Source organism: Rhizobium freirei PRF 81 (genome assembly GCF_000359745.1).
Lineage (GTDB): Bacteria > Pseudomonadota > Alphaproteobacteria > Rhizobiales > Rhizobiaceae > Rhizobium > Rhizobium freirei.
The window spans coordinates 59,555-86,550 of the sequence record NZ_AQHN01000061.1; the positions used below are offsets into that span (position 1 = coordinate 59,555).

Below are 26,996 nucleotides of genomic sequence, written 5' to 3' on the forward strand. Positions count from 1 at the left end.
TGCTCAATCTTGACCGGTGACAACGGGTGTATCCGCCCGGCTGCCCCATTCCGACCAGGAGCCGTCATAGAGCCTGTTGCGGCCATGGCCGAGGGATTCGAGCGCCAACGTGATGATAGCGGCGGTAATGCCGGAGCCGCAGGTCGTCACCACGGGCTTGTCGAGATCGATACCGGACTTTTCGATCGTTTCGCGTAGCTCCGGCAGCGACTTGAACTTGCCGTTCGTGGCGAACACGCCGGACGGCAGGCTTCTTGCGCCCGGCATGTGGCCCGAGCGCATGCCTTCGCGCGGCTCGGGCTCAGTCGCCGCAAAGCGCCCGGCGCTGCGGGCATCGGCGATCTGCGAAGAGCTGGAGTCGACAATGCCACGCATCTCATCGAGCGCGACGACGCGACTGCCGTTGAACTTGGGCTTGAAGGTCGCGGCTTCGAAGGCGGGCAGCGCCGTTTCGAGCGGCCGCCCTTCAGCCTTCCAGCCATCCACGCCGCCATCGAGCACGAAGACGTTCGGCGCACCCATGACGATGTGGAACAGCCACCAGACGCGCGGCGACGCAAAGACACCGGGGCCATCATAGATGACGATGCGGTCTGTCTCGCTGATGCCGAGCTTGCCGACTTCCGCGGCAAAGAATTCGGGCGAAGGAACCATATGCGGCAGGTTGGTCGAATGATCCGATATCTTGTCCTGATCGAAGCGGATTGCGCCCGGAATATGGCCGCTGGCATATTCGGCGTCGGCATTGCGCTTCTGTGCCGGCAGATAGAAGGATGCGTCGAGAATGCGCAGGTCCTTGGCGCCCAGCTCGCCTTGCAGCCAGTCGGCGGATACGACGAAACGGCTCTTGTCCGCTGCCATGATGATCTCTCCCTGCTATGATTTCTTGGTCTTGATATCGGGATCCGGGCGCTTGCCCGGTCAATTCTCGTCGGTCGGCGTGCCGAAACGAATGCGGAAGCGGCGGTTTTCCTTGCCCTTCTTCTCGATCTTGGCGATGTGGATTGCTCCGACCTCCTGCGTCTCGGACACATGCGTGCCGCCGCAGGGCTGGCTGTCGACGGCCGAATCCTCGCCGATGCAGACGAGGCTGACGCGGCCGAGGCCTATCGGCGGGCGCACATTCTTGGACTTGACGATACCGGGATTGGCGACCAGTTCCTCATCCGTGATCCAGCGGAGGAATACGGGATGGTTCTCGTTGACGAGCTCCATCATTCTCGCCGTCACTTCGTCCTTGTCGATCGTTTCGCTCATGTCGAAATCGACCCGGCTTTCTTCCTCGCCGACCGCCGCACCCGTGATCGGGTAAGGGCAGACAACCGAGAGCAGATGGCAGGCGGTGTGCATGCGCATCAGCTTGTAGCGGCGCGCCCAGTCGATGTGCAGCACCAGCTTCTCGCCGACGATGGGCCGCGGTTCGCCCTCGACCGGAACGTGGATGATGATGTCCTTGATCGGACCATGCTTCGTCTGGCCGAGCGTGATTCTGGAGCCGTCGCCGCGCTCCAGGAAACCCGTATCGCCCGGCTGACCGCCCGACGTGGCGTAAAAGCAGGTCTGATCGAGTTCGATGCCCCCGTCTTCGTGAATTGCCGTTACCACTGCTTCGGCGGTCGAGAGATAGAAATCATCACGATAGAGGGCACTGACGGTCATATGATCACGCTGTCGCTTCGTATGGAACGCTAATTTCCGCCCGCTTTTCGAGATAGGCCGGCAGCGGCAGGCCCTTCGACTTCAGGAAGTCCGGATTGAAGAGCTTCGACTGATAGCGATTGCCGTAATCGCACAGAATGGTCACGATCGTATGTCCGGGACCGAGATCCTTAGCGAGACGGACCGCGCCGGCGATATTGATGGCCGTCGAGCCGCCGAGGCAGAGGCCCTCGTGCTCAACGAGATCGAAGACGTAGGGCAGCGCTTCGGCATCGGTGATCTGATAGGCGAAGTCGGGCGTGAAGCTTTCCAGGTTTGCCGTGATGCGGCCCTGGCCGATGCCCTCGGTGATCGAGGAGCCGGAGGATTTCAGCTCGCCGTTCTTGTAGAATTCATAAAGGGCGGCACCTTCCGGATCGGCAATACCGATCTTGATGTCCTTGTTGAAGGCATGCAGACCCATGGCGACACCCGCCAGCGTACCGCCGGAGCCGACCGAGCAGATGAAGCCGTCGATCTTGCCATCGGTATCGGCCCAGATTTCCTTGGCAGTCGTCTCGACATGCGCCTGACGATTGGCGACGTTGTCGAACTGGTTCGCCCAGATCGCGCCATTCGGCTCTGTCTTTGCCAGCTGTTCGGCAAGCCGGCCCGAGACCTTCACATAGTTGTTCGGATTTCTGTAGGGGACGGCCGGAACCTCGACCAGTTCAGCGCCGAGCAGCTTCAGCGCGTCCTTCTTTTCCTGGCTCTGCGTTTCCGGGATGACGATGACGGTGCGATAGCCGAGCGCCTTGGCGACGACCGTCAGGCCGATGCCGGTATTGCCGGCGGTTCCCTCGACGATGACGCCGCCGGGCCGCAGCAGTCCCTTTTTCTCCGCATCTCGGATGATGTAGAGCGCGGCTCGGTCCTTGACCGACTGGCCGGGATTCAAAAACTCGGCCTTGCCAAGAATGGTCGAGCCCGTCGCCTCGGAGGCGCCCTTGAGCTTGATCAACGGCGTATTGCCAATTGCTTCTAGGACGGACGGATGGACGGTCATTGGAATCTGCCTTCTGTTCGCAACTACTGTAAGAACGGTCTTTTCCCTTCACAAGGCTACATAGGCAAGAAATTCTGTTCCTCGCTATTTGTTCGTGCCGCAAAATTCGACTTGGCAGCAATCATTTGCCGAAGCCGCTCACGGCGTTGATTGGTCTCCAGTCGGTGACATTGATTTCCGCATCGGGCCGTCAAGCTGGCCGAAAGCGGCCACAATGATACGCTATTTCTAAAATGCCAAGGACGGTCGCGGTTTAAGCGTTGGATGAAGGCGGCCGTCAGCCAAGGAGAAGAGCCATGAGCCCGTTCATCGCACGTCCTGAACACGGTGTCGTCTGGATTACCGGAGCCAGTTCCGGTATCGGCCGCGCGCTCGCGCTGAGGCTGGCGGAGGAAGGGTACAAAGTGGCCGTTACGGCCCGCAGCCACGAGAAGCTTCTGGCACTGCAGGCAGAGGCAAGCGGGCTTGCCGGCAGCATCGTCGTGCTCGACGGCGATGTGACCGATGTAGCGGATATGGAGCACACCGTCGCCGCAATCGAATATCAGCACGGCCCGGTTGCCCTGGCGGTCCTGAACGCCGGCATCTATCTCCCGGCGCGGGGCGAGGATCTCAATCATGAGGTGTTCGAGCGAAGTTTTGCCGTCAATCTGCGCGGCGTCGTCAACTGTCTCGTTCCGGCGGTCCGGCATATGCGAGCTCGGGGATACGGCCAGGTTGCCCTGGTGTCGTCGGTTGCCGGTTATGGCGGGCTTCCCGGCGGTGCTGCTTACGGAGCAAGCAAGGCCGCACTGATCAACATGGCCGAAAGCCTGAATTTCGAGCTCGACCGCATGGGCATTCACATCCAGCTCATCACCCCCGGCTATGTCGATACGCCGCTGACGGCGCAGAACAAATTCGAGATGCCTGACATCGTGTCGGCACAGCAGGCGGCCGATGCGATCGCCGCCGGATTGAAAACGCCAGCCTTCGAGATCAGCTTTCCGAAGGGTTTGGTCTATCGGGCGAAGCTGCTGAAGCTCTTGCCCTACAGCCTCTATTTCCGGGCCCTCAGGTATTTTCTCGGGAGCGGCCGAAAACGCCGGTCGGTCGGGCCTCGCATAACTGCGCATCCGGCAGAATAGCACTATCCATCGTGTTTAAGCGATGCGTGCGCGGCGAGCGCACGCTGCCGCGTCATGGAAGGCATGATTGTCGTCGAGGCGAAGATCCTTGCGGAACCATAGCAGGACAGGAAAGGGTTCTTTCCTGGATGTCGTCATGGTGTTGGCCGATCGCCTGCTCTTGCTTGTTCCTATGCTTTTTCGCCATCGGAACCAGCACACGGTGTGCGTCTTCAAATAGTTCCGCTACCGCGCGTTTCATAAGTGAATTCTACACGCAACTCTCGTGAGGAAATCTGGATGTCGCTTGTGATATAAGGGGTCCTTGTCACTGTTCTGTAATGCAAATTCGTTAGCAGTCCACCCGATTGACATGCCCAGATTTGACAGGCGGGGAAGATTGAAATGGCGGAAATTCGGATCGAACAAGTTCGCAAGGCGTATGGACGCAATCAGGTTGTCCATGGCGTCGACCTGAACTTCCGCTCAGGAGAGTTTGTCGTCATTCTCGGCCCATCGGGCTGCGGCAAGTCCACGCTGCTGCGCATGATCGCCGGCCTTGAGGATATTTCGTCGGGCGAGATCGTCATCGACGGCAAGGTGGTCAACCAGCTCGAGCCGCGCGAGCGTGGCTGCGCCATGGTGTTCCAGAACTACGCGCTTTACCCGCACATGAATGTTGCCGCCAATATGGGCTATGCCTTGAAGGTTGCCGGCGTGCCACGCGAGGAGCGTGACCGACGCATCAGGGAAACCGCCAAGATCGTCGGTCTTGAAGATTTCCTCGCCCGCAAGCCGGCCGAACTTTCCGGCGGCCAGCGCCAGCGCGTCGCCATGGGCCGCGCTATCATCCGCGAACCGAAGGTCTTCCTCTTCGACGAGCCGCTTTCCAACCTCGATGCCAAGCTGCGCGTGCAGATGCGCGTCGAGATCCGTCGCCTGCACAAGCGCCTGTCGGCCACGTCGGTCTTCGTGACCCACGATCAGGTCGAGGCCATGACGCTCGCCGACAAGCTGGTGGTCATGTACAAAGGCAATGTCGAGCAGGTCGGCACTCCTCTGGAAATCTACAATACGCCGCGCACCCGCTTCGTCGGCTCTTTCATCGGCTCACCGGCGATGAACTTCCTCGAAGGAACCTTCTCGGCCAACGGCGAACAGTTCATCTTCGATAGCCTGCCGATCGACATCGATGCCAATATCGGCAAGCGTCATGCCGGCAACCCGGTTGCTCTCGGCATCCGTCCGGAACATGTTCGTCTCGTTCCGGCAGGCACGCCGGACGCTATCCCGGCAACGGTGGATTTCGTCGAGGAACTCGGCGCCGGACGCGTCATCCATTGCGATATCAACGGATCGAGCTTTGCGGTCGCCGTATCGGATCACACCACAGGTCAGACCGGCCAGTCCGTCGGGCTGGAGCTGCCGCAGCAGCACACGCATCTCTTTGCCCAGGATACCGGCCTACGGCTTGATGCCGTTGCCTCCGTCGCGCCGCTCAAGGTGTTGGCACACTAAAGTTTCAAACATCAATTTTCAGTACGTGCGCCCGGAAATCCTCACCGATTTCCGGGTTTTTTGTTTTGCACGTGGGAAGGGGCAGCGCTGAAGGCCCTAAGTTTCTGCGCAGGATGATGAGCGTCGCTCAGACTATCGGCGTCGCGCCGCTCTTGACCGTTATCAGTTTGAAATGAGGTTTTGGCAGGGAGCCGACCGCTTTTTGGGCGGGTGCTTGATCGGCGCGTTTTCTGTGCCGCTATCCCTTGGAGAGGGCACCTGATCCATAATGGATAGTCTGCGCGTGTGGAGGCATCAGCATAAAATGCCTGCCGCCCCTTAGAGAAGAGCGGCAGGCAGCTTGATCACTTTTCGGTAGCGATCAGACCGCGAACGAACCAGCGCTGCATGAGAACGACGACGGCAAGCGGCGGCAGCATGACGATCAGCGTGCCGGCCATGGCGATGTGCCACTCGGGAAGGCCGCCGATGTTCGGGATGAGCTGCTTGAGCTCCGTTACGGCCGTCATATGCGCAGGATCGGTGGTGACAAGCAGCGGCCACAGATACTGGTTCCAGGCCCAGAGGAACATGATGGTGCCGAGTGCCGCCATATTGGTGCGCGACAGCGGCAGCAGGATGTCGATGAAGAAACGCAAGGCTCCGGCGCCGTCCATGCGGGCGGCCTCGGTCAACTCATCCGGTATGGTCAGGAAGAACTGACGATAAAGGAAGGTGCCTGTCGCCGTCGCGACCAGTGGAAGGATCAGGCCGATCGAGGAGTTAAGTAGCCCGAGGTTCAGCGAGACCTCAACCCCTGTAAGCTTTGCGATGAGCCAGGTGATGCCGGTAATGTCGAGAATCCCCTGGAACGGCGACAGGACGTTCGCTGCGACCGCATAGGTCGGCACGATACGCACTTCGAGCGGCAGCATCAGTGTTATGAAGATCAGCCAGAAGATGAAGTGACGACCGGGATAGCGAAAATAGACCAGCGAGAAGGCGGTGATCGCCGAAATGAGCACCTTGCCTATCGCCACGCCGGTGGCGAAGATCAGGCTGTTCAGCAGCTTGGGTCCGAGGTTGGCGGTCGTCCAGGCCGTCTTCATGTTGGCCCAGAATTCCGTGCCGGGAATGAGCGACATCGGGACGTGGTTGACGTCGGTCATATTGTGGGATGCGGCGATGGCGACGATGGCGATCGGTCCCACGGCTACCACGAAGCCGATAAATAGGATCAGATGGGTAAAGAAGTTGAGAATAGGTGTGCGCTCGACCATGTCAGCCTCAACGGTAATGCACGCGCCGCTCGATGAAGCGGAACTGGAAGATGGTGAGCACGACGATCAGCAGCATCAGAATGATGCTCTGCGCCGCCGCACCGGAAAAATCGAGGCCTTTGAAGCCGTCGGAATAGATCTTGTAGACCATGAGGTTGGTCGAGTTGTGCGGGCCACCTGATGTCATGATGTCGACGATGCCGAAAGAATCCTGGAAGCTCTCGGTGATGTTGATGACCAGCAGGAAGAAGATGGTCGGCGTGATCAACGGGAACTGGACGTCCCAGAAGCGACGGAGCACGCTCGAACCGTCCATGGCAGCCGCTTCGATCAACGAGCGAGGAATTGCCTGGAAAGCGGCCAAGAAGAAGATGAAGCTGTAGCCGATATATTTCCACGAGAAGGCGGCGATGACGCAGGCCATCGCGGCGTTTCCGTCGAGGCCCGGGTCCCAGATTCCTGGCCACCACTGATTGACCACGGCAACGAGGCCGGCTTCCGGCGCCAGGATGAAGCGGAAAGCCATCGCCGCCGCGGGAGCTGCGATGCCGTAGGGCCAAATGAGCACGACGCGGTAGATTTTCGAGCCGCGCAGCTGCCGGTCGGTCAAGGCTGCGAGTGCCAGCGCGGCCACCATGGAAATGCCGGTGCTGATCGCCGCGAAACTGATGCTGATGGTGACTGAGTTCCAATAGTCCGTGTTGGCAAGAATGGATTTGAAGTTATCGAGGCCAACCCAGATATTGCCGCCGCCCCAGGGCTGCTGCAGCGTCAGCGACCAGAAAACCGCCTGACCGGCCGGCCAATAGAAAAAGGTGAAGATGAGGAGCAGCTGCGGCACCGCGAACAGAATGCCGACGCTCCATTTATTGAAAGTTATACGCTTTTCCATTGTCTCTTCCGGCTTGGAATCCCGATGGCACTCTTGCGCTCATAACGAACGTCCGCCGGGAAGCCCCGGCGGACGCTGCGCGTCACGAGTTCTGCCGATTACGGCAGCTGCTTGCCCTTGTAGGTGGCTTCGAAACGGTCGAGGACGGCGTCGCCGTTCTTGACGAGGTTGTCGATGCCTTCCTGAACGCTGACCTTGTTGGCGAAGATGGCCTGCATCTGGTTGCCGAATTCAGCGCGGATCTGCGTGAAGTTGCCGAGGCGAACGCCGCGGGTGATCGGGGTCGGCTCGGAAGCGGTCAAGCTGGCGATCGCGACTTCGCGGCCCTTATAGGGAGCCTTGTCGTAGAAACCGCTGGACTTCATGAAGTCGAAGCCGGACTTCTTCACCGGGATGTAGCCGGTGTTGGTCGACCAGAAGAGGGCGGTTTCAGGCTTGCCGATGAAGTCGAGGAATGCTGCAGCACCCTTGTATTCGCCAGCCGACTTGCCGGAGAGAACCCAGAGCGAAGCGCCGCCGACGAGCGAGTTCTTGCGCTCGGTGCCGGCGTAGACCGGAAGTTCGGCCACATCCCAGGTCATGCCAGCCTTCTGGGTCTTGGTGACCGAACCATGGTCGCCGACCGAGGTCATGATCATCTGGCAATCGCCCGATGCAAAGGCCTGAACCATGTCCTGGCCGAGATCCTTGGACTTGATCTTGATGAGGCCCTGGTCGTACCAGCTCTTGAGGTCGGTTACGTACTTGACGAACTTGGTCTTGTTAACCGTCAGGCGGGCGTCGATGCCGTCATAGCCATTGTTCTTCGTGGCAACCGGCTGGTCGTGGATGGCAGAGAACTGCTCCATCAGCTGCCAGCTTTCGTTGCCGGAGATGTTGATCGCCATCGGGCAATCATAGCCGGCGCCCTTCAGCGCCTTCATGGCTTCGGCGGCTTCTTCCCAGGTCTTCGGAGCGGCGGTCTTGCCGATCTTGGAGAACGCGTCCTTGTTCCAGTAGAGCAGGGCGGTCGAAGAGTTGAACGGGAAGGAAAGCAGCTCGCCCTTGGACGTTGCGTAGTAGCGGGCGATGCCGGGGAAGTAGTCGTTCCAATCGACCTTGTAGCCGTTTTCAGACATCAGCTTGCCGACCGGATAGTAGGCGCCCGAAAGCATCATCGTCGCGGTGCCGACGTCATAGACCTGAACGATCGCCGGCTGCTTGCCGGCGCGGAAGGCGGCAATCGTGTTCTGCAGGGCGGCGTCGTAATTGCCCTGGCTGACGCAAGAAACTTCATAATCCTTCTGGGAATCGTTGAAGTTCTTGCAAAGCGTCTGAACGACACGCTCCAGATCGCCCGACAGGCCGAACCAGAAATCGAACTTGGTCGGAGCAGCAGCTGCAGGCAGAGCCAGCGCTACGCTCATGACGCCGGCTGCAGCAGCCGAAATGCAATTTTTAAGTTTAGACATAATCCCTATTTCCTTTTTGAAAGCTCGGAACCGGTGGTCTTGCGCAAGTCCGCGGTAGCGGCGTTATAGACAAGCTGTGTGACAGTTTGTTGAGGGCGGGAATCCCCGCATTGGCGGGCTTTTTCACTCAGGGAAGAGGTTTGCGAATAATCGCTCTTCGCAGGATCGTGCATTTGATATTTTGCTAATCAATGCCGGCAAGGTGCCTTGCCTCGCCCAGAGCCTGTTGGCTGGCGGGAGGCGTGCGATCGTCTTTATTGCTGACGCGTCGAATGCTGTTGCAAGATGACCGTCAGCGAATCCCGAAGGCAGTGGAAGGAATGAGAATATGGGTCTAAGCGAGCGGCAAAAAATGGCGGCGGGAGATTGGTATTGCTGCTTCGATCCCGAACTCGACGCCTTGCGCTGGCGGGCGCGCGAGGCCGTGCATGCACATAATACAATGCCGCCCTCGCAGCGTGGCAATCTCGCTCCGGCTTTATCCGCGCTCCTTGCCGACATCGGCGAGGGCGCTTTTATCGAAGCGCCGTTTCACTGCTCCTACGGCATCAACATTTCGCTCGGCCGCCGGGTCTATATGAATGCCGGCTGCACCATTCTCGATAGCGCCGGCGTGCGCATCGGTGATGGCAGCATGCTGGGGCCGGGCGTCCACGTATATTGTGCTGAGCACCATAAGGATCCGGAGTTGCGAGGAGCGGGGATGGAAATCGCGCGGCCGGTTACGATCGGCGCGAGCGCGTGGATCGGCGGCGGGGCTATCCTTGTCGGCGGCGTGACGATCGGCGACGGCGCGATCGTTGGAGCGGGTGCGGTCGTGACGAAGGATGTCGCTCCAGGCGCAACCGTCGTCGGCAACCCTGCCCGGCCGGTTGGCGCAAGATAAAGGGAGCTAGTTCGCCGGACGGCGCCGCCTTGCCCACCACACGGCGAAGCGACGGCGCCAGCGGCGTACTGCAGGCATATCGTGCGATAGCACGATGAGGCCCAGTGGCAGCATCCAGAAGCCGAGGATCGGCAGAAAGCCAAGCAGGCCACCGAAGACGAGCGCTATCCCCAGGCCGAGGCGTGCAAGGCGCGACCGGGGCAGGGGGATTCTAACCGAGCCAAAAACAAGCTCGCGAGTGGAGGGATCGATGCCGAAACGCCTTGTTTTCCGGGCATTTCGATCGGCATTTGCTGTCGTTCCGCTTTGATCGGTCATCCACAGGAGATGGTGAGGCGACAAAATAATGCAAGAGAAATACATTTTTTTGAAAAAACCGCTTGGCAAATCGGGAAAGCGTTTGTAGAAGCCCACTCACACCGCGCCAAGCGCATTCCCTGGTAGCTCAGCGGTAGAGCATTCGACTGTTAATCGACAGGTCGCCGGTTCGAATCCGGCCCGGGGAGCCACTCTTCTTCATTACATGTTCGGAAAAGTCACCATATCGATATGGTATCTGATCGGCGTAAGCCGACAGCGAACCATATCAGTGGTGTTTTGCAATTTTATTGCACGCGCGACTTCGGCCGGCGTCGTTCCGACGCGATGGGCGCCTTATCCTCGTTGATAGACATAGTGGCGGACGACGGAATGGTTGAGAATGCGAACCCTCGCAAAGGGGCGATGCTCGAACCGGATTTCAGCACCATCATGTTTTGGCATTGGCGGCCGGTGGCAGCTGTCGATCTGCTTGCACCCTCATCGGCCAAGCGGAGGTGGAAGCGACGGGTTCTTCGACAGGCCAGACAAAATGCCGGTTCCGATCATCCTTGTGCGCGCGATCTTCTGCACGAAGCAAGATATTTCAAAGGGGGGCATTCCCCTGTCCGGCCGCGTCCCTTTCACCGGCAGACACGACGGCAGCGGCGCGGTCCCTCTTTGATTGATTTTCGATGATGTAGAGACATGCATTGGTAGAAGCAACGCTTCCGTTTCAGGAGCTTGCCGACAAGAAAAAAGGGGGCCGGCAGGGAAAGCCGGACCCCTTCCTTCTCTGATCGGAGGTCAAATCTGATCAGGTCAGAAGTTGCGTTCGAAGCGCAGGATGCCCGAAACCGTATCGTCGTTGGCATAATCATAGTGAACGTAAGTCAGTTCCGGCTCGATGAGCAGGTTCTTGACCGGGTTCCACTTGATGTTCGTGGTTGCTTCGAAGATCTTGGAGTCGGTGTAAGCGAGCTGGACGTTCCACTTCAGCTTGTCGTTGACCGGAACGCCAACGCCACCCCAAACTGCCCAGTCACCCCAGCCGCACTTGGATGCGTTGACGGTGCCGTTCGGCGCCGTGCAGGCGGAGACGTCCTGGTTGGTGCCGGCATACTTGTTCAGCTTGTCGCCGTCGGTGTTCCAGCCGCCCATCAAGAAGGCCGTGAACGCGCCAAAATCGGCATCGACGCGAGCCTTGATGGCGCCTTCTTCGACGATCGAGTCGTAACCGCCGACAACCTTGAAGCCCCATGCGCCAGACTTGAAGCCGGCACCGGCAACAACGTCAGGAGCGTAATGGTTGGCCTTGTCGTCGGTCCACCAGCTTGCGCCGTAGGAAGCACCGGAGCCGCTGGAGTTGCTGTCTTCAACAGAGACCACGGCCGAGAAGCCGTTGCCGGCGTCATATTCATAGGTGATCTGGTTGAGTTCGTACGGGCCGTCATAGATCACGTCGTCGTTGATGACGTCGCCGGCGTAGCCGATGTAGGAGTTGTACTGCGAGTCTTTCTTACCGACTGTGAAGCCGCCGAGGCTGATGTAGGACCACAGCAGGTTAGTGCTGGTGGAATTGCCGTCGTGCCAGTCCCAACGAACGATAGTTTCGGTCTTGAGCGGGCCGTATTCGGTGTCGGTCGCGGTGCTGACGTTCAGCTCAGCACGGGTGTGCCACAGCGTGCCATTGTGGCTGTTGCGGTTGTAGGCGTCGTACCATTCACCTTCCGTACGAACTTTGCCGCCGATCTTGAGGCAGGTTTCCGTGCCCGGAATGAAGAAGTAGCCAGCACCGTATGCGTCGCAGATGCGAACGTATTCCAGCGGCTCCGGCTGAGCAGCGACGATAGCGTCGGCTGCCTGGGCGCCGGATACTGCTGCCAGCGCAGCAGCGGAGCCGAGAAGAAGGCTCTTGATATTCATGGTAACTCCAATCTCTCTTGATTGGGCGTGAGATATCGCGCCGAAAAACGACGTGCCCAACCCCATCCCGCTCATGTTCCCTATCAGTAGGTGCGAAGTAATAAGCTTCACGAACCAATTCCTGGACCCGCTTCGCTGATTTGGCAAGATGATAAGAGAGGCGAACTATATGTGTGCTATTAGAAAACGGGGTTTGTTGCAAAAATGACGCAAATCATCGGCGGCCGACGATAGGCCGAGATTCGCATTCAACTCAGAGTGCTAAGACAAACATGTACCGTTGCATCTAACGCGGCCTGAGAGTTTTCGACGCCAGAATCTGGAGAGATTCGCAGCGAATAGCGACAAGGAAAGCGGTTCTATTGGCACTGGAGATGATGAAGATAAAGCTTGCTGCGCCCTCTGTCTGTGCCCATGCGGCGAACGGTGGCGGCCTAGGTGCGTCCGACGACACTACTGGGGGCGCAGTCTCGTCGGACGCGGCACTGTCCGGTTCAGGGGTGGCATCTAAACCGGTAGCAAATAACCTAGCATCTACCTTAGGTTTCTATAACCTACCTGAATGGGCTGGCAGCGGCTGATGCCCTGCCACGAATTCGGTACACGGCAATAAGCGGTGGTCGAGAAGGGCTTGAAATGCCGCCGATTCCCGATCTTACCGGTGGGGCATCGTATACGAGACCAAGCGTGCTCGCGGGCGCATGCCGACCTTCGCCGGGCAACTGAATCGATCGGGACGAAGGCTCACTTCGACGTGGATCTCTCCCAATGCAAACGAAGGATCGGGTAGGGGCGGCCCTGGTCGTTCAGCTCCGAACGGCTCGTCACCTTGAATCCCAGCCCCTCGTAAAAGCCGATCGCTTCCGGATTCTGCGCGTTGACATCGACCGTCACGACATTCTTCACCGTTCGAAAGCTCTCAAGGAGGAGGCGAAGGCTCGCCTGCTTGATCTTGCGGATATGGGGCCTTGCGGGCTTTGTCGCGCTTTGTCCACGGAACACAGGCGTGGCCGCTGCGCTTCTCATAGCCCACCCACGCGACTCTCTCTATCAGCCGCCTTCGTGTTCTTCAGCGGAACGGTGGATAAACATCATTTCAGAAATCGCAGAGGACATTTTTCAGAAATTCCCTCTTGCGGTTTTCTTTGGATCATTCTAAATCCGCGCCACCACAACGCAAATTGCTTTCGGATGGCCTCGTGGCGGAGTGGTTACGCAGAGGACTGCAAATCCTTGTATTCCGGTTCGATTCCGGACGAGGCCTCCACCTTTCTCCAAATGCTCATATAACCTGCCGAATTTCGGCGGAAACTTCAGTTCTGGCGAATTGGATTTGAACGTCCCGCAGCCCCAGAAGCCAAGCGCTGCAACCCGTTCTTGCTTTGATCGGGCCTCCGCCAATCCCCCGATGGCGGCGTGCCCGCAAGCGGCGGGAGCCGGAAAGGCGCCTATTCCTCCAGGCAGGGAAAGGCGAATTTGAAGGAGCGGGCAATCAGCGAGCTGGCGGGCCGGTCGAGCTGCCAGGAATGCTCAGACATCCATTTGCAGGCGACCGTAGTCGCTCTTGTGTTGCTGAGATCGGGCGGGAGGCAGAAGGCGCCGACGAATTGCTGAAGATAGCGTTCGTAGCGGGATGAGTTCTTCGGTGTCTGCTTCGTGGCGCGGATCGTCAGATTCTTCGTGCGCTGCGCTTCGTCGAGGATTCCCTGGACATAAACTGAGGCAAGCGCCTGTTCTTCCTCGCACCATTCATCGAGCTGTTTGCCGGTGACGACATTTCCGATGACCGGTGCTGCTTTTTCCGAGCTTTCTTCGCAGAGCGCGATCTGAGGTATGAGGAGAAGGAACGCTGCGACAGAGAGCGAAAGCCTCATTCGACGACCTACATCATGGAGGAAAGACTGGCAGCCAGAAAAACCACTAGCGGCAGGGAAGTTGCCACGAAAAGCACGAGAGAGACAGGCATCCAGCCACCTTCTATTCAAATTTAATCTTAGCCCGAAGAGCTCGGGCCGGAAGGTCGATCGGTCACCACGTTCAGGCGGTCCAATACCATCAAACGTGGTCCCGGGAAGTTAACATTTTATTAATGGGCGCGCCGCTTTGACGCTCCCTCCAATTTTATGAGCACTGGCGAAGTGCAGCTCGCTCGTTCTTCGAAGGGGTTGCGTTCGCCCGAGAATGCGAGGTGAGGATAGGTGCATCAAGGCGGCGCAGCTCGCATTCGAGCACTTTGGTTGTTGTCCGTCGGCGACGTATCGGCATGAATCTCGGCACCTGCAGCCGCGACGCCTTGAAAGCGTAGCTTGAGGCGATTAAGACACGCGTATAGCACCAAGCAAAGTCGGCCTGATAAAGGCGCAAGAGGATATGATGGATTTCGAAGCAGCACGCGTGAAGATGGTCGAGAACCAGATCCGTACGACGGATGTCACCTCCCATTCCGTGTTGAGTGCATTTTTCACGGTGCCGCGCGAAGATTTCGTGCCGGAGAAGTCGAAGCTCCTGGCCTATATCGATTGCGATATCGAGATTGCCCCGGCAGCCGCAGGCAAGCCCGCCCGCTTCCTGATGGAAGCCTCGCCGCTCGCCAAGCTGCTGCAACTCGGTGTCATCACCAAGGAAGACAAGGTTCTCGACGTCGGTTGCGGCACCGGTTACGTGTCTGCCGTCCTATCGCAGGTCGCCGACAAGGTCATTGCTCTCGAATCCGATGAGGATCTCGCAGCGCAGGCCAAGACCAATCTTGCGGCACACGGCTATGAAAACGTCACGGTCGTCGCCGGCGACCTTGAAAAGGGCCATGCCGGCAGCGCACCCTACGATGTCATCTTCCTGAATGGCTCGATCGAGCAACTGCCGCAGGCGTTGCTGGAGCAGCTCGGCGAGGACGGCCGCCTGATCGCCGTGCTTGGTTATGGCCATGCCGCGCGCGCCACCGTCTTCATGCGTGAGCGTGGCGCTTTCTCGGAAAATGTCTTCTTCAATGCATCGATCAAGCCGCTGCCTGGCTTTGCCAAGGCCAAGGAATTCGTATTCTGATATTTGAAGATCGGGAATGCATCCAGCGGGCGCCTACGGGCGCCTGTTTTTTATTGTGCGCGCATATGGCAGAATCGGCTGTAGCGGTGCGATTCGCCGTCATCGTTACAAAACTGTGCATCACCGGGTTTAGTGCTTTCCAGGTGATTTTTTTCCCGAGGACAGTCATCTAGGGTGGCTCTGATTCGGGCGCCCCTTTGGTGAGTTTCCGGTCGCTGAATATGGGAAAACGGGGATGAATATGGCTCAGCCAAATGTAGTGCGTGAACCGTCCATGGAAGAGATCCTGGCGTCTATCCGCCGGATCATCGAAAGCAACGAGCCCGGCGGCGCCAAGCCGATGCCGACGACACATTTTGCCGCAACCAGCGAGCGTGAAGACGATATTCAGCTGACCGTCGATGAGGAGTTCGCAGCCGCCGATCGAGCCCGTGCCGTGGCCCAGGATCCGCGTTTTGTCGCCGCGAACTCGCAGGTGCCTCTTTCCGAGCCGGAAAATGCTAATCGCGGCCTGTCGCTTGCCGATGTCGCCGCGCGCGTCCGAGCCGCTTCCGAACGCAATGCCGCATTGTTGAGCGCCGGGCGCGAGCTGCCGCAGCAGCGCGAATTGCCGCCGGCCATGGCTGCGCGCCTTGCCGAAGCCCGCGTCGAGCCGGTTATCGACTATCCGTTGCGACACACGATCACCGAAGTTGCGCCGCCTGTGGCCGTGGCGCCGCCTGCAACCGAGTTGGAACCGGAGACGGAAGAGGTCAAGCTGCCGGAGATTGTCGCAGCTCAGCAGGTGGACTCTCTGCCGGTAGAGACGCCGGTCTTCCACGCTCCAGACGTGCCGCGGCCGGCTGCATTGGAAGCCGAAGCCGCTATGACGCCCGCTCAACCTGTGCCGGCATCGTCGCCGCTGATGTCCGAAGACACTGGTGCGCAAGTCGCCCGCTCGTTTGAGGAGCTCGCCGCTATCGTCGATGGCGGCCCGCGCCGCTCTCTCGATGAACTGGCCCAGGAGATGCTGCGTCCCATGCTGCAGGAGTGGCTCGACGACAATCTGCCGACCCTGGTCGAGCGTCTCGTGCGCGAGGAGATCGAACGAGTGGCACGCGGCACGCGCCGCTGATAGCCCAGAGCTTCGGGTAGACGATCCGCCGCTCCAGGCTCCGGGGCGGCTTTTTTATTGACTCGCCCCCAGCCATCCTATTTACAACCCGCATCACCCAGTCCTCTAGATCCGGTCAGAAAATGCTCGACAAAACCTATGATTCCGCCGCCGTCGAACCGAAGGTCGCCCAAAAATGGGATGAGGCCAACGCTTTTCGCGCCGGCGCAAACGCCAAGCCGGGCGCCGAAACCTTCACCATCGTCATTCCGCCGCCGAACGTGACCGGTTCGCTGCACATGGGTCATGCGCTGAACAACACGCTGCAGGACATCATGGTGCGGTTCGAGCGCATGCGCGGCAAGGACGTTCTCTGGCAGCCCGGCATGGACCATGCCGGCATCGCAACGCAGATGGTCGTCGAGCGCCGCCTTGCAGAAAGACAACAGCCGGATCGCCACAAGATCGGCCGCGAGGCTTTCATCGAAAAGGTCTGGGAATGGAAGGAAGAGTCCGGCGGCCTCATCTTCAACCAGCTCAAGCGTCTCGGCGCCTCCTGCGACTGGTCGCGCGAACGCTTCACAATGGACGAAGGCCTGTCGAAGGCCGTTCTCGAAGTCTTCGTCACGCTCTACAAGGAAGGCCTGATCTATCGCGACAAGCGGCTGGTCAACTGGGATCCGAAGATGCTGACCGCGATTTCGGACATCGAGGTCGAGCAGCACGAGGTCAACGGCAATCTCTGGTACCTGCGCTATCCGCTGGAGCCGGGTGTAACTTATCAGCATCCGGTTGCCTTTGATGACGAGGGAAAGCCGACCGAATGGGAAACGCGCGATTATCTTGTCGTTGCTACCACCCGTCCCGAGACCATGCTCGGCGATACGGGCGTTGCGGTCAATCCGGACGACGAACGTTACAAGTCGCTCGTCGGCAAGCATGTCATCCTGCCGATCGTCGGCCGCCGCATCCCGATCGTCGCCGACGAATATCCGGATCCGACGGCTGGAACGGGCGTAGTCAAGATGACGCCAGCGCATGATTTCAACGACTTCGACGTCGGCAAGCGCCGCGGTCTGCGCGTTGTCAACATTCTCACCCCGGAAGCCACCATCACCATCAAGGACAACGAGGATTTCCTCGAAGGTCTCGATCATCCCGCCGCGCTGCACGGCGCTTGGGATGAGCTGGAGGGCAAGGACCGTTTCGAAGCGCGCAAGATCATCGTCCGCATTTTCGAAGAATCCGAACTGCTCGACAAGATCGAGCCGCACAAGCACATGGTTCCGCATGGCGACCGTGGCGGCGTGCCGATCGAGCCGCGCCTGACCGAACAATGGTATGTCGATGCCAAGACGCTCGCCGAACCGGCGATCGCCTCTGTCCGCGAAGGCCGGACCAAGCTCGTTCCGAAGAGTTGGGACAAGACCTATTACGACTGGATGGAAAACATTCAGCCATGGTGCGTTTCCCGTCAGCTCTGGTGGGGCCACCAGATTCCCGCCTGGTATGGGCCGGATGGCCAGGTTTTCGTCGAAAAGACCGAAGAAGAAGCGTTGCAGGCTGCGATCCAGCACTATCTCTCGCATGAAGGGCCGATGAAGGCCTATGTTGAAGACCTGCTGGAGAACTTCAAGCCGGGCGAAATCCTGACGCGCGACGAAGACGTGCTCGACACTTGGTTCTCGTCGGCACTCTGGCCGTTCTCGACGCTTGGCTGGCCGGATGAGACGCCGGAACTGGCGCGCTACTATCCGACGAACGTCCTCGTCACCGGCTTCGACATCATCTTCTTCTGGGTCGCCCGCATGATGATGATGGGCCTCCATTTCATGAAGGATGAGAACGGCGAGCCCGTCGAACCGTTCAGCACCGTCTATGTCCACGCCCTCGTGCGCGACAAGAACGGGCAGAAGATGTCGAAGTCCAAGGGCAACGTCATCGACCCGCTCGAACTGATCGACCAGTACGGCGCCGATTCGCTGCGTTTCACGCTGGCGATCATGGCCGCACAGGGCCGCGACGTGAAGCTCGATCCGGCCCGTATCGCCGGCTATCGCAACTTCGGCACCAAGCTCTGGAATGCGACGCGCTTTGCCGAAATGAACGGCGCCAAGAGCGATCCGCATTTCGTGCCGGAAGCCGCCGAGCTTACCGTCAATCGCTGGATCCTGACGGAGCTGGCGCGTGCAGAACGCGACGTCACCGAGGCGCTGGTAAGTTTCCGCTTCAACGATGCTGCAGGCGCGCTCTATCGCTTCATCTGGAATCAGTTCTGCGACTGGTATCTCGAACTGCTCAAGCCGATCTTCAGCGGCGTGGACGAGAGCGCCAAGGCGGAGGCTCAGTCCTGCGCGGCCTATGTCCTCGAAGAGACCTACAAGCTGCTGCATCCTTTCATGCCGTTCATGACCGAAGAGCTTTGGGCGCACACGGCAGGTGAGGGTAAGGAGCGTGATGGCCTCATTTGCCATGCCGACTGGCCGGCTCCCTCTTATGCCGACGACGTCGCAGCCGACGAGATCAACTGGCTGATCGACCTCGTCTCCGGCATTCGCTCGGTTCGTTCGGAAATGAACGTGCCGCCGGCCGCTACGGCGCCGCTGGTCGTCGTCGATGCGAACGGCCTGACCCGCGAGCGCCTGTTCCGCCATGACGCGGCCATCAAGCGGCTCGCGCGTGTCGAGGCGATTTCGCTGGCCGACACGGCACCGAAGGGTGCCGCCCAGATCGTGATCGGCGAAGCGACCGTCTGCCTGCCGCTCGGCAGCCTCATCGATCTGTCGGCCGAAAAGGCACGTCTCGAAAAGGCGATAGCGAAGAACGAGCAGGAGATCGCCCGCATTGTCGGCAAGCTTTCCAACGAGAAGTTCGTCGCCAACGCGAATCCGGAGGTCGTTGCCGCCGAACGCGAGCGTCTCGGCGAACTCGAAGGGCAGCAGGCCAGCCTCAAGGTGGCGCTGGCCCGGGTCAGCGAGGCTGGCTGAGGACAAAGATCCAATCAATTGAAACAGTTAGAGGGGCGTGCAACGAAGGTTGCGCGCCCCGTTTTTTGTCCAGTCGATTCGGGGCCGGCCTATCGGGAGATGAAATTCCTCACCGCTAGCTTCGCGCAGGCGAAATATATTATCCTTAAAATTAGTGGGCATTTTCGAAAAGCGGAACTGTTGTCAGATTGTAACAGAAATGTTGCAGTGAAGAATGGGAATCTACACGGGGAAAAAAATGATACTAAAAAAGCAAAATCCAACTAATTTTACCGGCTCTGGGATGCGGAGTTCACTTTCTTACGTAAACCAATTGCTAACTCAGGTGCTTATCGCCCTTCCTGGCCGCATTGCCAATTCACTCGATCGTCGCAACAATCAAATAGATGAATGCACCAGTGGGGGAGACACAATGGCATTTTCAATTGCGTTGAGGGGCGCAGTCGCACTCGTCATCGGCTCGTCTTTCGCGAGCGCCGCTTTCGCCGGCGGGCTGGATCGTGGCGGTTACGACATCGACCTGCTCTTCGACAAGGGGCGTTATGTTTTCGAGTCGGGCGTTACCTATGTCATGCCCGATCGCAAACTGAAGAACGCCAAGGACATCAACCCGGCCGACGGCAATCTTAACAATCGCAGCCATTCGACCGACGCGTCGTCCAATTATGCAATACCCTATGCCGCCTTCAAGATCGGCATCACCGAAGACCTCGATTGCATGGCCGACTATTCGCAGCCGTTCGGTGGGCATCTCAGCGAAGGCCTGAACTGGGCTGGCGCCAACAATGAAATCGCGGTCAAGGTCCGCACGAACAATTATGGGGCGACCTGCTCGTACAAGTTCGATGTCGGCCCGGGGCAGCTGCGTGTCATCGGCGGCGGCTTCTATCAGGAAGTCAGCGGCTTCAAGTCACGGCTGGTCTACGCCACTCCGGCGCCGATCTCGGCAGTTTATAATGGCGTTGGCTCGCTTGACATCGACGGTCACGGCTGGGGCTGGCGTGCCGGTCTGGCCTATGAGATTCCGGAATATGCCTTCCGCACCAGCCTCGTTTACAACAGCCGGGTCAGCTACGATAACCTCAAGGGCAGCGTCGATTTGACCCAAGTGCCGCCGCCAGTTGTTCCAGGCGGCTTCGGTGGCAAGGTGACGTCCGTCTTCGGATCGGCCGACGCGCCCGACTCGCTGGAATGGAAGGTTCAGACCGGCATCGCGCCGGACTGGCTCGCGTTCGGCTCGGTCAAGTGGACGAACTGGAGCATTCTGCAGAGCATCGCACTCTGCCCGAGCTCGACTCGCGGCATGGCCTGCAAGGCGAATGGCCGGACCGAGCTGACGTCGCTTGATCTGCTCTACCAGGACGGCTGGACCATAACCGGCGGTATCGGACACAAGTTCAATGATCAGTGGAGCGGTGCGGTCAGCCTGACCTGGGATCGGGGCACGAGCGACGGCTATGGCATGAACAGCGATACGTGGACGCTCGGTGCCGGTGTTGCCTATAAGCCGACGGAGCATGTTCAGTTCAATTTCGGTGGCGCGCTTGGTCTGATGACATCAGGCAAATCCGGACCGGTCACCCGCGGCGGCGTCGTCTATGGCAATGATGCCACCTATAGCTTCGGTAATGACTTGGTGGCCGCTCTTCAGACTTCGATGAAGGTCAGCTTCTGACGATAAACTGTTGGATGGAATAGGTTTATCACCTATCACTTCAAGTCGCTTTCAGCGCTGCGAGCTCGATCGAGCCTCGCGGCGTTTCCTTGCCGGATAATCGTTCGCCAGACCGCGAAAAAGCCTGTGTATACGATTCATGGTTAAGGAAATCTCAGCGTCGGTAAAATTTTTGTGACGAATTAGCAACACTCAATTTCAAGAGACTGCAGGCCCGTGATCAGATCGCAATTTGTCCATTTCCCGCCACAAATGGGGAGCAGCGATTACGTGGGCACAGGGGCAAGCCTTGTAGAAAGTGCGTAAGCGGTCGATGGGTGAACTTCCACTTTGGCATAAGCAACAATCCGGGATCGGAGCAGTCATGCTTCCGATGCGGGGGGAAAGTCTTTGTCTGCCAAGGGAAGTCGTCGACCTGACGATGCTTGATCTCACTCATTGGAATACGAATGAGAACGCCGGTTCGACGATGAGATGCGATAACGGCCGCGCAAATGCTGGTTTGGACATAATTGCAAGCTATGCTCGCAATTGTGGCAAGCGGCCTCGGTTGACTGCCACTGGAACCGTCCTTTCGAAGGATGATCCAGTCTCGTACGCCATGAGGGAAAACATTCGCGAATCTGGCAGCGCGTGTACAAACGCCGTGACAGGTCCGAATGGAGCGAAAGAAATCGACTGTTATGTTTAAGTCCGAGTTCATATCAGCGAGAGTCATGATGCTCAGCCTGTCCCTGGCCACGGCGATGGTGGTGGCAGGCCAAGCCCGGGCATTTGATATCACTGCCGGCGTCACCAAAGAATCAGGTCCGTTCGATCTCTTCAAATTCGGCTTCAAGGCCTACAAGAACGGACAGAAGGAAGAGGCGGTCGAAGCCTATCGTTATGCGGCGGAGAAGGGCCACACGGGATCGCGATGGGCTCTTGCCAACATGTACGCCGATGGCGATGGCGTCACGCAGAACGATTTCGAAGCCTTCAAGATCTATAGCGAGATCGCCCAGCAGGGCGTGGAGCCGGGCTCTGAAGACACAGGTTTCTTCATTAACGCGCTCCTGGCTCTTGCGGGCTATTACAAGAAGGGCATTGCCAACAGCCCGGTCAGGGTTGATCTCGGTCAGGCTCGCCAGCTCTATTTCCAGGTTGCATCAACCTTCGGTGTTCCCGAGGCGCAGTTCCAGCTTGCGCAGATGATGCTGTCCGGCGAGGGCGGTGCCGCCAATGTGCAGCAGGCCAAGAAATGGCTGAACCAGGCGCGCAAGAGCGGCCATCCCGGCGCCATGGCCGTGTTTGGCAATCTTCTCTTCCAGGAAGGACAATCCATTCGCGGACTGGCTTTCATGACGGCCGCACTGGACAAGTGCAAGCCGAAGGACTGCGGCTGGATGGAAGACATACAGGAGCAGGCCTTCTCGGTTGCCAACGAGAATGACCGCCGTGTCGCAGTCTCGATGGCACATCAGCTCGACGTTGCCGGCTCCGACTGATCGGCCGACGCCTCGGGCGCAAACAGCCGCAATCGACCTGGATCGCTCAGATTTGGAGCCTAGTTGCCGAAATCAAGGTGCGCGATCACAGGCACATGATCCGAGGGTTTTTCCCAGGCGCGTACATGCTTCTCAATCGCGGTCGCGGTGAGGCGATCGGCAGCTTCCGGCGACAGCATCAGATGATCGATGCGGATGCCGTTGTTTTTCGGCCATGCGCCGGCCTGATAATCCCAGAATGAGTAAAGCTTGACCGCATCCGTGGTTGCACGCACGGCGTCGGTGAAGCCGAGATGTTCGAGCTCACGGAAGGCTTGGCGCGTCTGCGGCAGAAACAATGCATCGGTTTCCCAGACCTTCGGATCGAAGCAATCATGCGGCTCCGGGATGACGTTGTAGTCGCCGGCAAGAACGAGAGGCTCCTCGAGCGCGAGGCGATCCGAGGCGAACTTGCGCAGGCGCTCCATCCAGGCGAGCTTGTAGGGATATTTTTCCGTGTCGACCGGATTGCCGTTCGGCAGATAGAGGCAGCAGACGCGCAAAGCACCATGCCTCTCGACCGAGAACACCGCCTCGATGAAGCGGGCTTGCTCGTCGCCGTTGTCGCCCGGCAGGCCGCGCGTCACTTCGTCCGGCTTGGTCTTCGAGAGGATAGCAACGCCGTTGAAGCCCTTTTGTCCATGCGTCTCGACATGATAGCCGAGCGCCTCGATCTCCAGCCGTGGAAAGCCTTCGTCGACGGTCTTGATCTCCTGCAGGCAAACGATGTCCGGGCTCGAATCCTTCAGCCACTGACAGAGGTTCTCGATACGCGCTTTGACGCCGTTGATGTTCCAGGTGGCGATTTTCATGGGCGGCTCATTCCGTTGCTTCGCCCCGTTTTATCTGCAGTGGATCGACTTGACTACAGCTCATATGAGAACCGGCCCGGAGCAAGTGCTCCCGGCCGGCGATCAAGCTGTGGAAAAAGGCTAGGGATCAGATCGCGAAACTCGTGCCGCAGCCGCAGCTTGCGACCGCATTCGGATTCTTGATCTGAAAGGATTGACCGAGGAGATTATCGACGAAATCGATCTCGGAACCGGCCATATAGACCAAGGAGAGCTGATCGATCAGAACGGTCGCGTCACCCTTTTCGACGACCACGTCATCGTCTTCCGGGCCGTCGACGAGGTCGAACTTATAGGAAAAGCCGGAACAGCCGCCGCCTTCGACCGCAACGCGAAGCGCGCGTTTTCCGGCCTCCGCGCCGACGATATCAGCGATTCGCTTTGCCGCGGCGTCCGATAGGGTAACACTTGTCTCAGTCATATCTTCCTCCTGCCGGGGTCAAGATCCGGAGAGAGCCATTCGGCCGTCAAACTTTCAAACGGCTGATATCCATAGCCTTTATCATGAAAGTCAGGCCGGTGACAGCAATGGTTTCATGGTTGAGCCCCACGCCTTTTTGCTGTTTTCTTGTCTATAGGTATGAAGGCCGCAAAGCGGCGTCAATGGGCCAGGGTATTCGAAAGCCGGATGGAATGTCCGAATGCCGGGAACCGACAGCAGAGAAACGACGATCGCGCCCATGGCGGTGCGGGAGCCAAATGCCGGAATGGATTGATAATGACAATTGATACGCATGCATTGGGTTTCGGGTACGGGGAAAAGGCAGTCTATGCGACAGATCCCTGGGCGTCGCGAGGAAGGCTCTACGAGGAGGGCGGCAGCCCGACACGCTCCGAGTTCCAGCGCGATCGCGACAGGATCGTCCATACCACCGCTTTCCGCCGGCTGAAGCACAAGACCCAGGTCTTCATTGCCCAGGATGGCGATCACTATCGTACCCGGCTGACGCATACGATCGAGGTGGCGCAGATCGCCCGCGCCCTGGCACGCGCCCTGAAGCTGGATGAGGATCTGGCCGAGGGCGTGGCGCTGGTTCACGATTTCGGCCATACGCCGTTCGGTCATACCGGCGAGGACGCGCTGCATGAGGTGCTGCTGCCCTATGGCGGTTTCGATCATAACGCCCAGTCCCTGCGCATCGTGACGAAGCTCGAGCGCCGCTACGCCGATTTCGATGGTCTCAATCTCACCTGGGAAACGCTCGAAGGCCTGGTCAAGCATAATGGCCCGCTGATGACGCCGGACGGCAAGGGCATCCGAGGCCCCGTGCCGCAGCCGATCCTCGATTATTGCGAGATCCACGATCTCGAAATCGCCTCGTATGCCAGCCTGGAGGCGCAGGTTGCCGCGATTGCCGATGATATCGCTTATAATACCCACGACATCGACGATGGTCTGCGTTCCGGCTATCTGACATTCGAGATGCTGGAGGAGGTGCCGTTCCTCGCCGGACTGATGGCCGAGGTGAGGGCACGCTATCCGCATCTGGAGCCGAGCCGCTTCACGCATGAGATCATGCGCCGCCAGATCACCCGCATGGTCGAGGATGTCATCGCCGTTTCGCAGCAGGCGCTTGCCGAAATCAAGCCGCAGAGCGTTGCCGACATCCGCGCCGCCGGTCGCGTCACCGCGACCTTCTCGCCCGAAATGGCCGAAACCGATAAGCAGATCAAACAGATGCTGTTCAAGCGCATCTACCGCCATCCGGATATCATGCGCATCCGCGCCGGTGCGGCGCAGATCGTCACGGATCTCTTCCGCGCCTATATGGACAATCCGAAGGAAATGCAGAGCCACTATTGGGTCGATCATATCGCCGGGCTCGCCGTCGCCGCCAAGGCAAGGCACGTCGGCGACTATCTGGCCGGCATGACCGACACCTATGCCATCAGCGCCCACAAGCGGCTGTTTGACCAGACTCCCGATTTGCGGTAGGCAGCGGCGGCGTCGGGCCGATAACGGCCCGCCGAAGCTATTGCGTGGACCAGATCATGAACCTTTTCACCGATTTCGAAGTTAGAATTAAGAACGCTCTCGAACAAATTGATATCGTGCGAGAAAAGCGATCCGAACTTGACTTCGGGCGTGTCGGAGTGGAGCCGCCGCGAGATGTCAGCCACGGTGACGTCGCGACCAATGCGGCGATGGTTCTGTCCAAGCCGCTGGGCATGAATCCACGGGCGCTTGCCGAAATTATCGTTGCGAAGTTGAAGGAAGATGCCGACGTCGCCGAGGTTTCGGTGGCCGGCCCCGGCTTCATCAATATCCGCCTTTCCGTCGGCTACTGGCAGCGCCTCCTGTCGACGATGATCTCCGAAGGTGAGAAATTCGGCCGCTCCAGGCTCGGCGAAGGGCAGAAGGTCAACGTCGAGTATGTCTCGGCCAATCCGACTGGGCCGATGCATGTCGGCCATTGCCGCGGCGCCGTTGTCGGCGATGCGCTGGCGAACCTGCTTGCCTTTGCCGGCTATGCCGTCACCAAGGAATACTACATCAACGACGCCGGCTCGCAGATCGACGTTCTCGCACGCTCCGTCTTCATTCGCTACCGCGAAGCGCTCGGCGAGCAGGTCGGCGAAATTCCGGCCGGCCTCTACCCCGGCGATTACCTGGTTCCGGTCGGCGAGGCGCTGGCCAAGGAATTCGGCACCAAGCTGCGCGGCATGCCGGAAGATCAATGGCTGCCCATCGTCAAGGATCGTGCCATCGACGCGATGATGACGATGATCCGCGAGGATCTGCAGGCGCTGAACGTTCATCACGACGTATTCTTTTCCGAGCGCACGCTGCACGCCAATGGCGCGGCTCTGATCCGGACCGCAATCAACGACCTGACCTTCAAGGGCCACGTCTACAAGGGTGCGTTGCCGCCGCCGAAGGGGCAACTGCCGGAAGATTGGGAAGATCGCGAACAGACGCTCTTCCGCTCGACGGAAGTCGGCGACGATATCGATCGCCCGCTGATCAAGTCGGATGGCTCCTATACCTATTTCGCCGCCGACGTTGCTTATTTCAAGAACAAGTTCGACCGCGGCTTCAACGAGATGATCTATATTCTCGGCGCGGACCATGGCGGCTACGTCAAGCGCCTCGAGGCCGTGGCGCGTGGCGTGTCGGAGGGGAAGGCCAAGCTGACCGTCCTTCTCTGCCAGCTCGTCAAGCTGTTCCGCGACGGAGAGCCGGTGAAGATGTCTAAGCGCTCGGGCGATTTCGTCACGCTCCGCGAAGTCGTCGACGAAGTCGGGCGCGATTCGGTCCGCTTCATGATGCTCTATCGGAAAAACTCCGAGCCGTTGGACTTCGATTTTGCCAAGGTGACGGAACAGTCCAAGGACAATCCGGTCTTTTACGTGCAATACGCGCATGCCCGCTGCATGTCGGTGTTCCGCCAGGCCAAGGAGGCCTTCCCGGATCTCGATATCGCCAAGCTCGACCTGTCAAAGGCCGTCATCGACACGATCTCCGATCCCGCCGAGTTGCAGCTGGTCGCCAAGATTGCGGAATTCCCGCGAATCATCGAAGCTGCGGCACAGTCGCAGGAGCCGCATCGCATCGCTTTTTACCTATATGATCTAGCAAGTTCCTTCCATGGACACTGGAATAAAGGTAAAGATTTACCTGAATTACGATTTGTTAACGATAAGAACCGAGAATTGAGCATTGCCAGACTTGGGCTGGTGTACGCTGTCGCGTCGGTTTTGAAGTCGGGTCTTGGTATCACCGGGACCGCAGCGCCGGATGAAATGCGATAAACGTCACCATTTACCCACATTGCGCTGGCA

22 protein-coding genes and 2 tRNA genes are annotated in these 26,996 nt (G+C 58.9%); 12 read left to right on the forward strand and 12 right to left on the reverse strand.

Annotation, left to right across the window (positions count from 1 at the left end; all coding sequences use genetic code 11):
- Window positions 1-3: 3 nt before the first annotated feature.
- The 3 genes from sseA to RHSP_RS14930 are packed head-to-tail and all read right to left on the reverse strand — an operon-like array spanning window position 4 to window position 2,704.
- A complete protein-coding gene (gene sseA / locus RHSP_RS14920) occupies window positions 4-861 on the reverse strand; it encodes a 3-mercaptopyruvate sulfurtransferase (protein ID WP_004118539.1) in 858 nt (285 codons plus the stop codon).
- Between the two features lie 60 nt (window positions 862-921).
- A complete protein-coding gene (locus tag RHSP_RS14925; protein WP_004118542.1) occupies window positions 922-1,659 on the reverse strand; it encodes an alanyl-tRNA editing protein in 738 nt (245 codons plus the stop codon).
- Between the two features lie 4 nt (window positions 1,660-1,663).
- Window positions 1,664-2,704 (reverse strand): cysteine synthase A, encoded by a 1,041-nt coding sequence (locus RHSP_RS14930; RefSeq protein WP_004118544.1) that lies wholly within the window; start codon window positions 2,702-2,704, stop codon window positions 1,664-1,666.
- Between the two features lie 296 nt (window positions 2,705-3,000).
- On the opposite strand from RHSP_RS14930, the gene RHSP_RS14935 reads away from it, so the two are divergent.
- Together RHSP_RS14935 and ugpC are read left to right on the forward strand one after the other, a co-directional pair.
- Window positions 3,001-3,831 (forward strand): SDR family NAD(P)-dependent oxidoreductase, encoded by an 831-nt coding sequence (locus RHSP_RS14935; RefSeq protein WP_004118550.1) that lies wholly within the window; start codon window positions 3,001-3,003, stop codon window positions 3,829-3,831.
- 384 nt (window positions 3,832-4,215) lie between these two features.
- Window positions 4,216-5,328, forward strand: a complete 1,113-nt coding sequence (gene ugpC / locus RHSP_RS14940) for a sn-glycerol-3-phosphate ABC transporter ATP-binding protein UgpC (RefSeq protein WP_004118552.1) — start codon at window positions 4,216-4,218, stop codon at window positions 5,326-5,328.
- A 344-nt stretch (window positions 5,329-5,672) separates the two neighbouring features.
- Here the strand turns inward: ugpC and RHSP_RS14945 are convergent, their stop codons facing one another.
- From RHSP_RS14945 to RHSP_RS14955, 3 genes are all read right to left on the reverse strand, one after another.
- On the reverse strand, window positions 5,673-6,587 hold the full coding sequence (locus tag RHSP_RS14945; RefSeq protein ID WP_004118553.1) for an ABC transporter permease subunit: 915 nt from the start codon (window positions 6,585-6,587) through the stop codon (window positions 5,673-5,675).
- A gap of 7 nt (window positions 6,588-6,594) precedes the next feature.
- Window positions 6,595-7,479 carry an ABC transporter permease subunit gene (locus tag RHSP_RS14950; RefSeq protein ID WP_004118555.1) on the reverse strand — a complete coding sequence of 295 codons (885 nt, stop codon included), beginning with the start codon at window positions 7,477-7,479 and terminating at the stop codon, window positions 6,595-6,597.
- Between the two features lie 98 nt (window positions 7,480-7,577).
- A complete protein-coding gene (locus RHSP_RS14955; RefSeq protein WP_037152120.1) occupies window positions 7,578-8,930 on the reverse strand; it encodes an extracellular solute-binding protein in 1,353 nt (450 codons plus the stop codon).
- Window positions 8,931-9,258: 328 nt separating this feature from the next.
- Here RHSP_RS14955 and RHSP_RS14960 point away from each other — a divergent pair, with 328 nt between their 5' ends.
- Window positions 9,259-9,816, forward strand: a complete 558-nt coding sequence (locus RHSP_RS14960; protein WP_004118559.1) for a sugar O-acetyltransferase — start codon at window positions 9,259-9,261, stop codon at window positions 9,814-9,816.
- A gap of 6 nt (window positions 9,817-9,822) precedes the next feature.
- Here the strand turns inward: RHSP_RS14960 and RHSP_RS14965 are convergent, their stop codons facing one another.
- Entirely contained in the window at window positions 9,823-10,134 is a 312-nt protein-coding gene (locus RHSP_RS14965) for a hypothetical protein (protein ID WP_004118561.1), read from the reverse strand.
- Between the two features lie 116 nt (window positions 10,135-10,250).
- Here RHSP_RS14965 and RHSP_RS14970 point away from each other — a divergent pair.
- Window positions 10,251-10,325: transfer RNA gene (locus tag RHSP_RS14970), tRNA-Asn, on the forward strand.
- Between the two features lie 610 nt (window positions 10,326-10,935).
- On the opposite strand, the gene RHSP_RS14975 is transcribed toward RHSP_RS14970, so the two are convergent.
- Together RHSP_RS14975 and RHSP_RS14980 are read right to left on the reverse strand one after the other, a co-directional pair.
- Window positions 10,936-12,039: a porin gene (locus RHSP_RS14975; protein ID WP_037152123.1), complete on the reverse strand. Its 1,104-nt coding sequence runs from the start codon at window positions 12,037-12,039 to the stop codon at window positions 10,936-10,938.
- A gap of 744 nt (window positions 12,040-12,783) precedes the next feature.
- Window positions 12,784-13,065, reverse strand: a complete 282-nt coding sequence (locus RHSP_RS14980; protein ID WP_037152126.1) for a GNAT family protein — start codon at window positions 13,063-13,065, stop codon at window positions 12,784-12,786.
- Window positions 13,066-13,232: 167 nt separating this feature from the next.
- Here RHSP_RS14980 and RHSP_RS14985 point away from each other — a divergent pair.
- Window positions 13,233-13,306: transfer RNA gene (locus tag RHSP_RS14985), tRNA-Cys, on the forward strand.
- Between the two features lie 181 nt (window positions 13,307-13,487).
- On the opposite strand, the gene RHSP_RS14990 is transcribed toward RHSP_RS14985, so the two are convergent.
- Window positions 13,488-13,913 (reverse strand): Rap1a/Tai family immunity protein, encoded by a 426-nt coding sequence (locus RHSP_RS14990; RefSeq protein WP_004118567.1) that lies wholly within the window; start codon window positions 13,911-13,913, stop codon window positions 13,488-13,490.
- A 496-nt stretch (window positions 13,914-14,409) separates the two neighbouring features.
- Between RHSP_RS14990 and RHSP_RS14995 the strand changes: the two genes are divergently transcribed.
- The 5 genes from RHSP_RS14995 to exoR all read left to right on the forward strand — a co-directional run bounded on the left by RHSP_RS14995 (window position 14,410) and on the right by exoR (window position 22,323).
- Window positions 14,410-15,081: a protein-L-isoaspartate O-methyltransferase family protein gene (locus RHSP_RS14995; RefSeq protein ID WP_004118570.1), complete on the forward strand. Its 672-nt coding sequence runs from the start codon at window positions 14,410-14,412 to the stop codon at window positions 15,079-15,081.
- A gap of 241 nt (window positions 15,082-15,322) precedes the next feature.
- On the forward strand, window positions 15,323-16,195 hold the full coding sequence (locus RHSP_RS15000) for a PopZ family protein (RefSeq protein WP_037152335.1): 873 nt from the start codon (window positions 15,323-15,325) through the stop codon (window positions 16,193-16,195).
- 122 nt (window positions 16,196-16,317) lie between these two features.
- Window positions 16,318-19,161 (forward strand): valine--tRNA ligase, encoded by a 2,844-nt coding sequence (locus tag RHSP_RS15005; protein ID WP_004118574.1) that lies wholly within the window; start codon window positions 16,318-16,320, stop codon window positions 19,159-19,161.
- A 412-nt stretch (window positions 19,162-19,573) separates the two neighbouring features.
- A complete protein-coding gene (locus RHSP_RS15010; protein ID WP_004118576.1) occupies window positions 19,574-20,836 on the forward strand; it encodes an OmpP1/FadL family transporter in 1,263 nt (420 codons plus the stop codon).
- A 683-nt stretch (window positions 20,837-21,519) separates the two neighbouring features.
- A complete protein-coding gene (gene exoR / locus RHSP_RS15015) occupies window positions 21,520-22,323 on the forward strand; it encodes an exopolysaccharide production regulator ExoR (protein ID WP_037152133.1) in 804 nt (267 codons plus the stop codon).
- A gap of 59 nt (window positions 22,324-22,382) precedes the next feature.
- Here the strand turns inward: exoR and xth are convergent, their stop codons facing one another.
- Entirely contained in the window at window positions 22,383-23,174 is a 792-nt protein-coding gene (gene xth, locus RHSP_RS15020; RefSeq protein WP_004118580.1) for an exodeoxyribonuclease III, read from the reverse strand.
- Window positions 23,175-23,301: 127 nt separating this feature from the next.
- Window positions 23,302-23,634, reverse strand: coding sequence for an iron-sulfur cluster insertion protein ErpA (erpA, locus tag RHSP_RS15025; protein ID WP_004118583.1), 333 nt, complete (start codon window positions 23,632-23,634; stop codon window positions 23,302-23,304).
- A gap of 297 nt (window positions 23,635-23,931) precedes the next feature.
- Between erpA and RHSP_RS15030 the strand changes: the two genes are divergently transcribed.
- Entirely contained in the window at window positions 23,932-25,149 is a 1,218-nt protein-coding gene (locus tag RHSP_RS15030; protein WP_004118587.1) for a deoxyguanosinetriphosphate triphosphohydrolase, read from the forward strand.
- Window positions 25,150-25,205: 56 nt separating this feature from the next.
- Window positions 25,206-26,966, forward strand: a complete 1,761-nt coding sequence (gene argS, locus RHSP_RS15035; RefSeq protein ID WP_004118589.1) for an arginine--tRNA ligase — start codon at window positions 25,206-25,208, stop codon at window positions 26,964-26,966.
- Window positions 26,967-26,996 lie beyond the last annotated feature (30 nt).

Coding starts and splice junctions, on each gene's coding strand:
- sseA (WP_004118539.1), bottom strand. CDS start 861: ATGGCAGCGGACAAGAGCCGTTTCGTCGTATCCGCCGACTGGCTGCAA.
- RHSP_RS14925 (WP_004118542.1), bottom strand. CDS start 1,659: ATGACCGTCAGTGCCCTCTATCGTGATGATTTCTATCTCTCGACCGCC.
- RHSP_RS14930 (WP_004118544.1), bottom strand. CDS start 2,704: ATGACCGTCCATCCGTCCGTCCTAGAAGCAATTGGCAATACGCCGTTG.
- RHSP_RS14935 (WP_004118550.1), top strand. CDS start 3,001: ATGAGCCCGTTCATCGCACGTCCTGAACACGGTGTCGTCTGGATTACC.
- ugpC (WP_004118552.1), top strand. CDS start 4,216: ATGGCGGAAATTCGGATCGAACAAGTTCGCAAGGCGTATGGACGCAAT.
- RHSP_RS14945 (WP_004118553.1), bottom strand. CDS start 6,587: ATGGTCGAGCGCACACCTATTCTCAACTTCTTTACCCATCTGATCCTA.
- RHSP_RS14950 (WP_004118555.1), bottom strand. CDS start 7,479: ATGGAAAAGCGTATAACTTTCAATAAATGGAGCGTCGGCATTCTGTTC.
- RHSP_RS14955 (WP_037152120.1), bottom strand. CDS start 8,930: ATGTCTAAACTTAAAAATTGCATTTCGGCTGCTGCAGCCGGCGTCATG.
- RHSP_RS14960 (WP_004118559.1), top strand. CDS start 9,259: ATGGGTCTAAGCGAGCGGCAAAAAATGGCGGCGGGAGATTGGTATTGC.
- RHSP_RS14965 (WP_004118561.1), bottom strand. CDS start 10,134: ATGACCGATCAAAGCGGAACGACAGCAAATGCCGATCGAAATGCCCGG.
- RHSP_RS14975 (WP_037152123.1), bottom strand. CDS start 12,039: ATGAATATCAAGAGCCTTCTTCTCGGCTCCGCTGCTGCGCTGGCAGCA.
- RHSP_RS14980 (WP_037152126.1), bottom strand. CDS start 13,065: ATGAGAAGCGCAGCGGCCACGCCTGTGTTCCGTGGACAAAGCGCGACA.
- RHSP_RS14990 (WP_004118567.1), bottom strand. CDS start 13,913: ATGAGGCTTTCGCTCTCTGTCGCAGCGTTCCTTCTCCTCATACCTCAG.
- RHSP_RS14995 (WP_004118570.1), top strand. CDS start 14,410: ATGATGGATTTCGAAGCAGCACGCGTGAAGATGGTCGAGAACCAGATC.
- RHSP_RS15000 (WP_037152335.1), top strand. CDS start 15,323: ATGGCTCAGCCAAATGTAGTGCGTGAACCGTCCATGGAAGAGATCCTG.
- RHSP_RS15005 (WP_004118574.1), top strand. CDS start 16,318: ATGCTCGACAAAACCTATGATTCCGCCGCCGTCGAACCGAAGGTCGCC.
- RHSP_RS15010 (WP_004118576.1), top strand. CDS start 19,574: ATGGCATTTTCAATTGCGTTGAGGGGCGCAGTCGCACTCGTCATCGGC.
- exoR (WP_037152133.1), top strand. CDS start 21,520: ATGTTTAAGTCCGAGTTCATATCAGCGAGAGTCATGATGCTCAGCCTG.
- xth (WP_004118580.1), bottom strand. CDS start 23,174: ATGAAAATCGCCACCTGGAACATCAACGGCGTCAAAGCGCGTATCGAG.
- erpA (WP_004118583.1), bottom strand. CDS start 23,634: ATGACTGAGACAAGTGTTACCCTATCGGACGCCGCGGCAAAGCGAATC.
- RHSP_RS15030 (WP_004118587.1), top strand. CDS start 23,932: ATGACAATTGATACGCATGCATTGGGTTTCGGGTACGGGGAAAAGGCA.
- argS (WP_004118589.1), top strand. CDS start 25,206: ATGAACCTTTTCACCGATTTCGAAGTTAGAATTAAGAACGCTCTCGAA.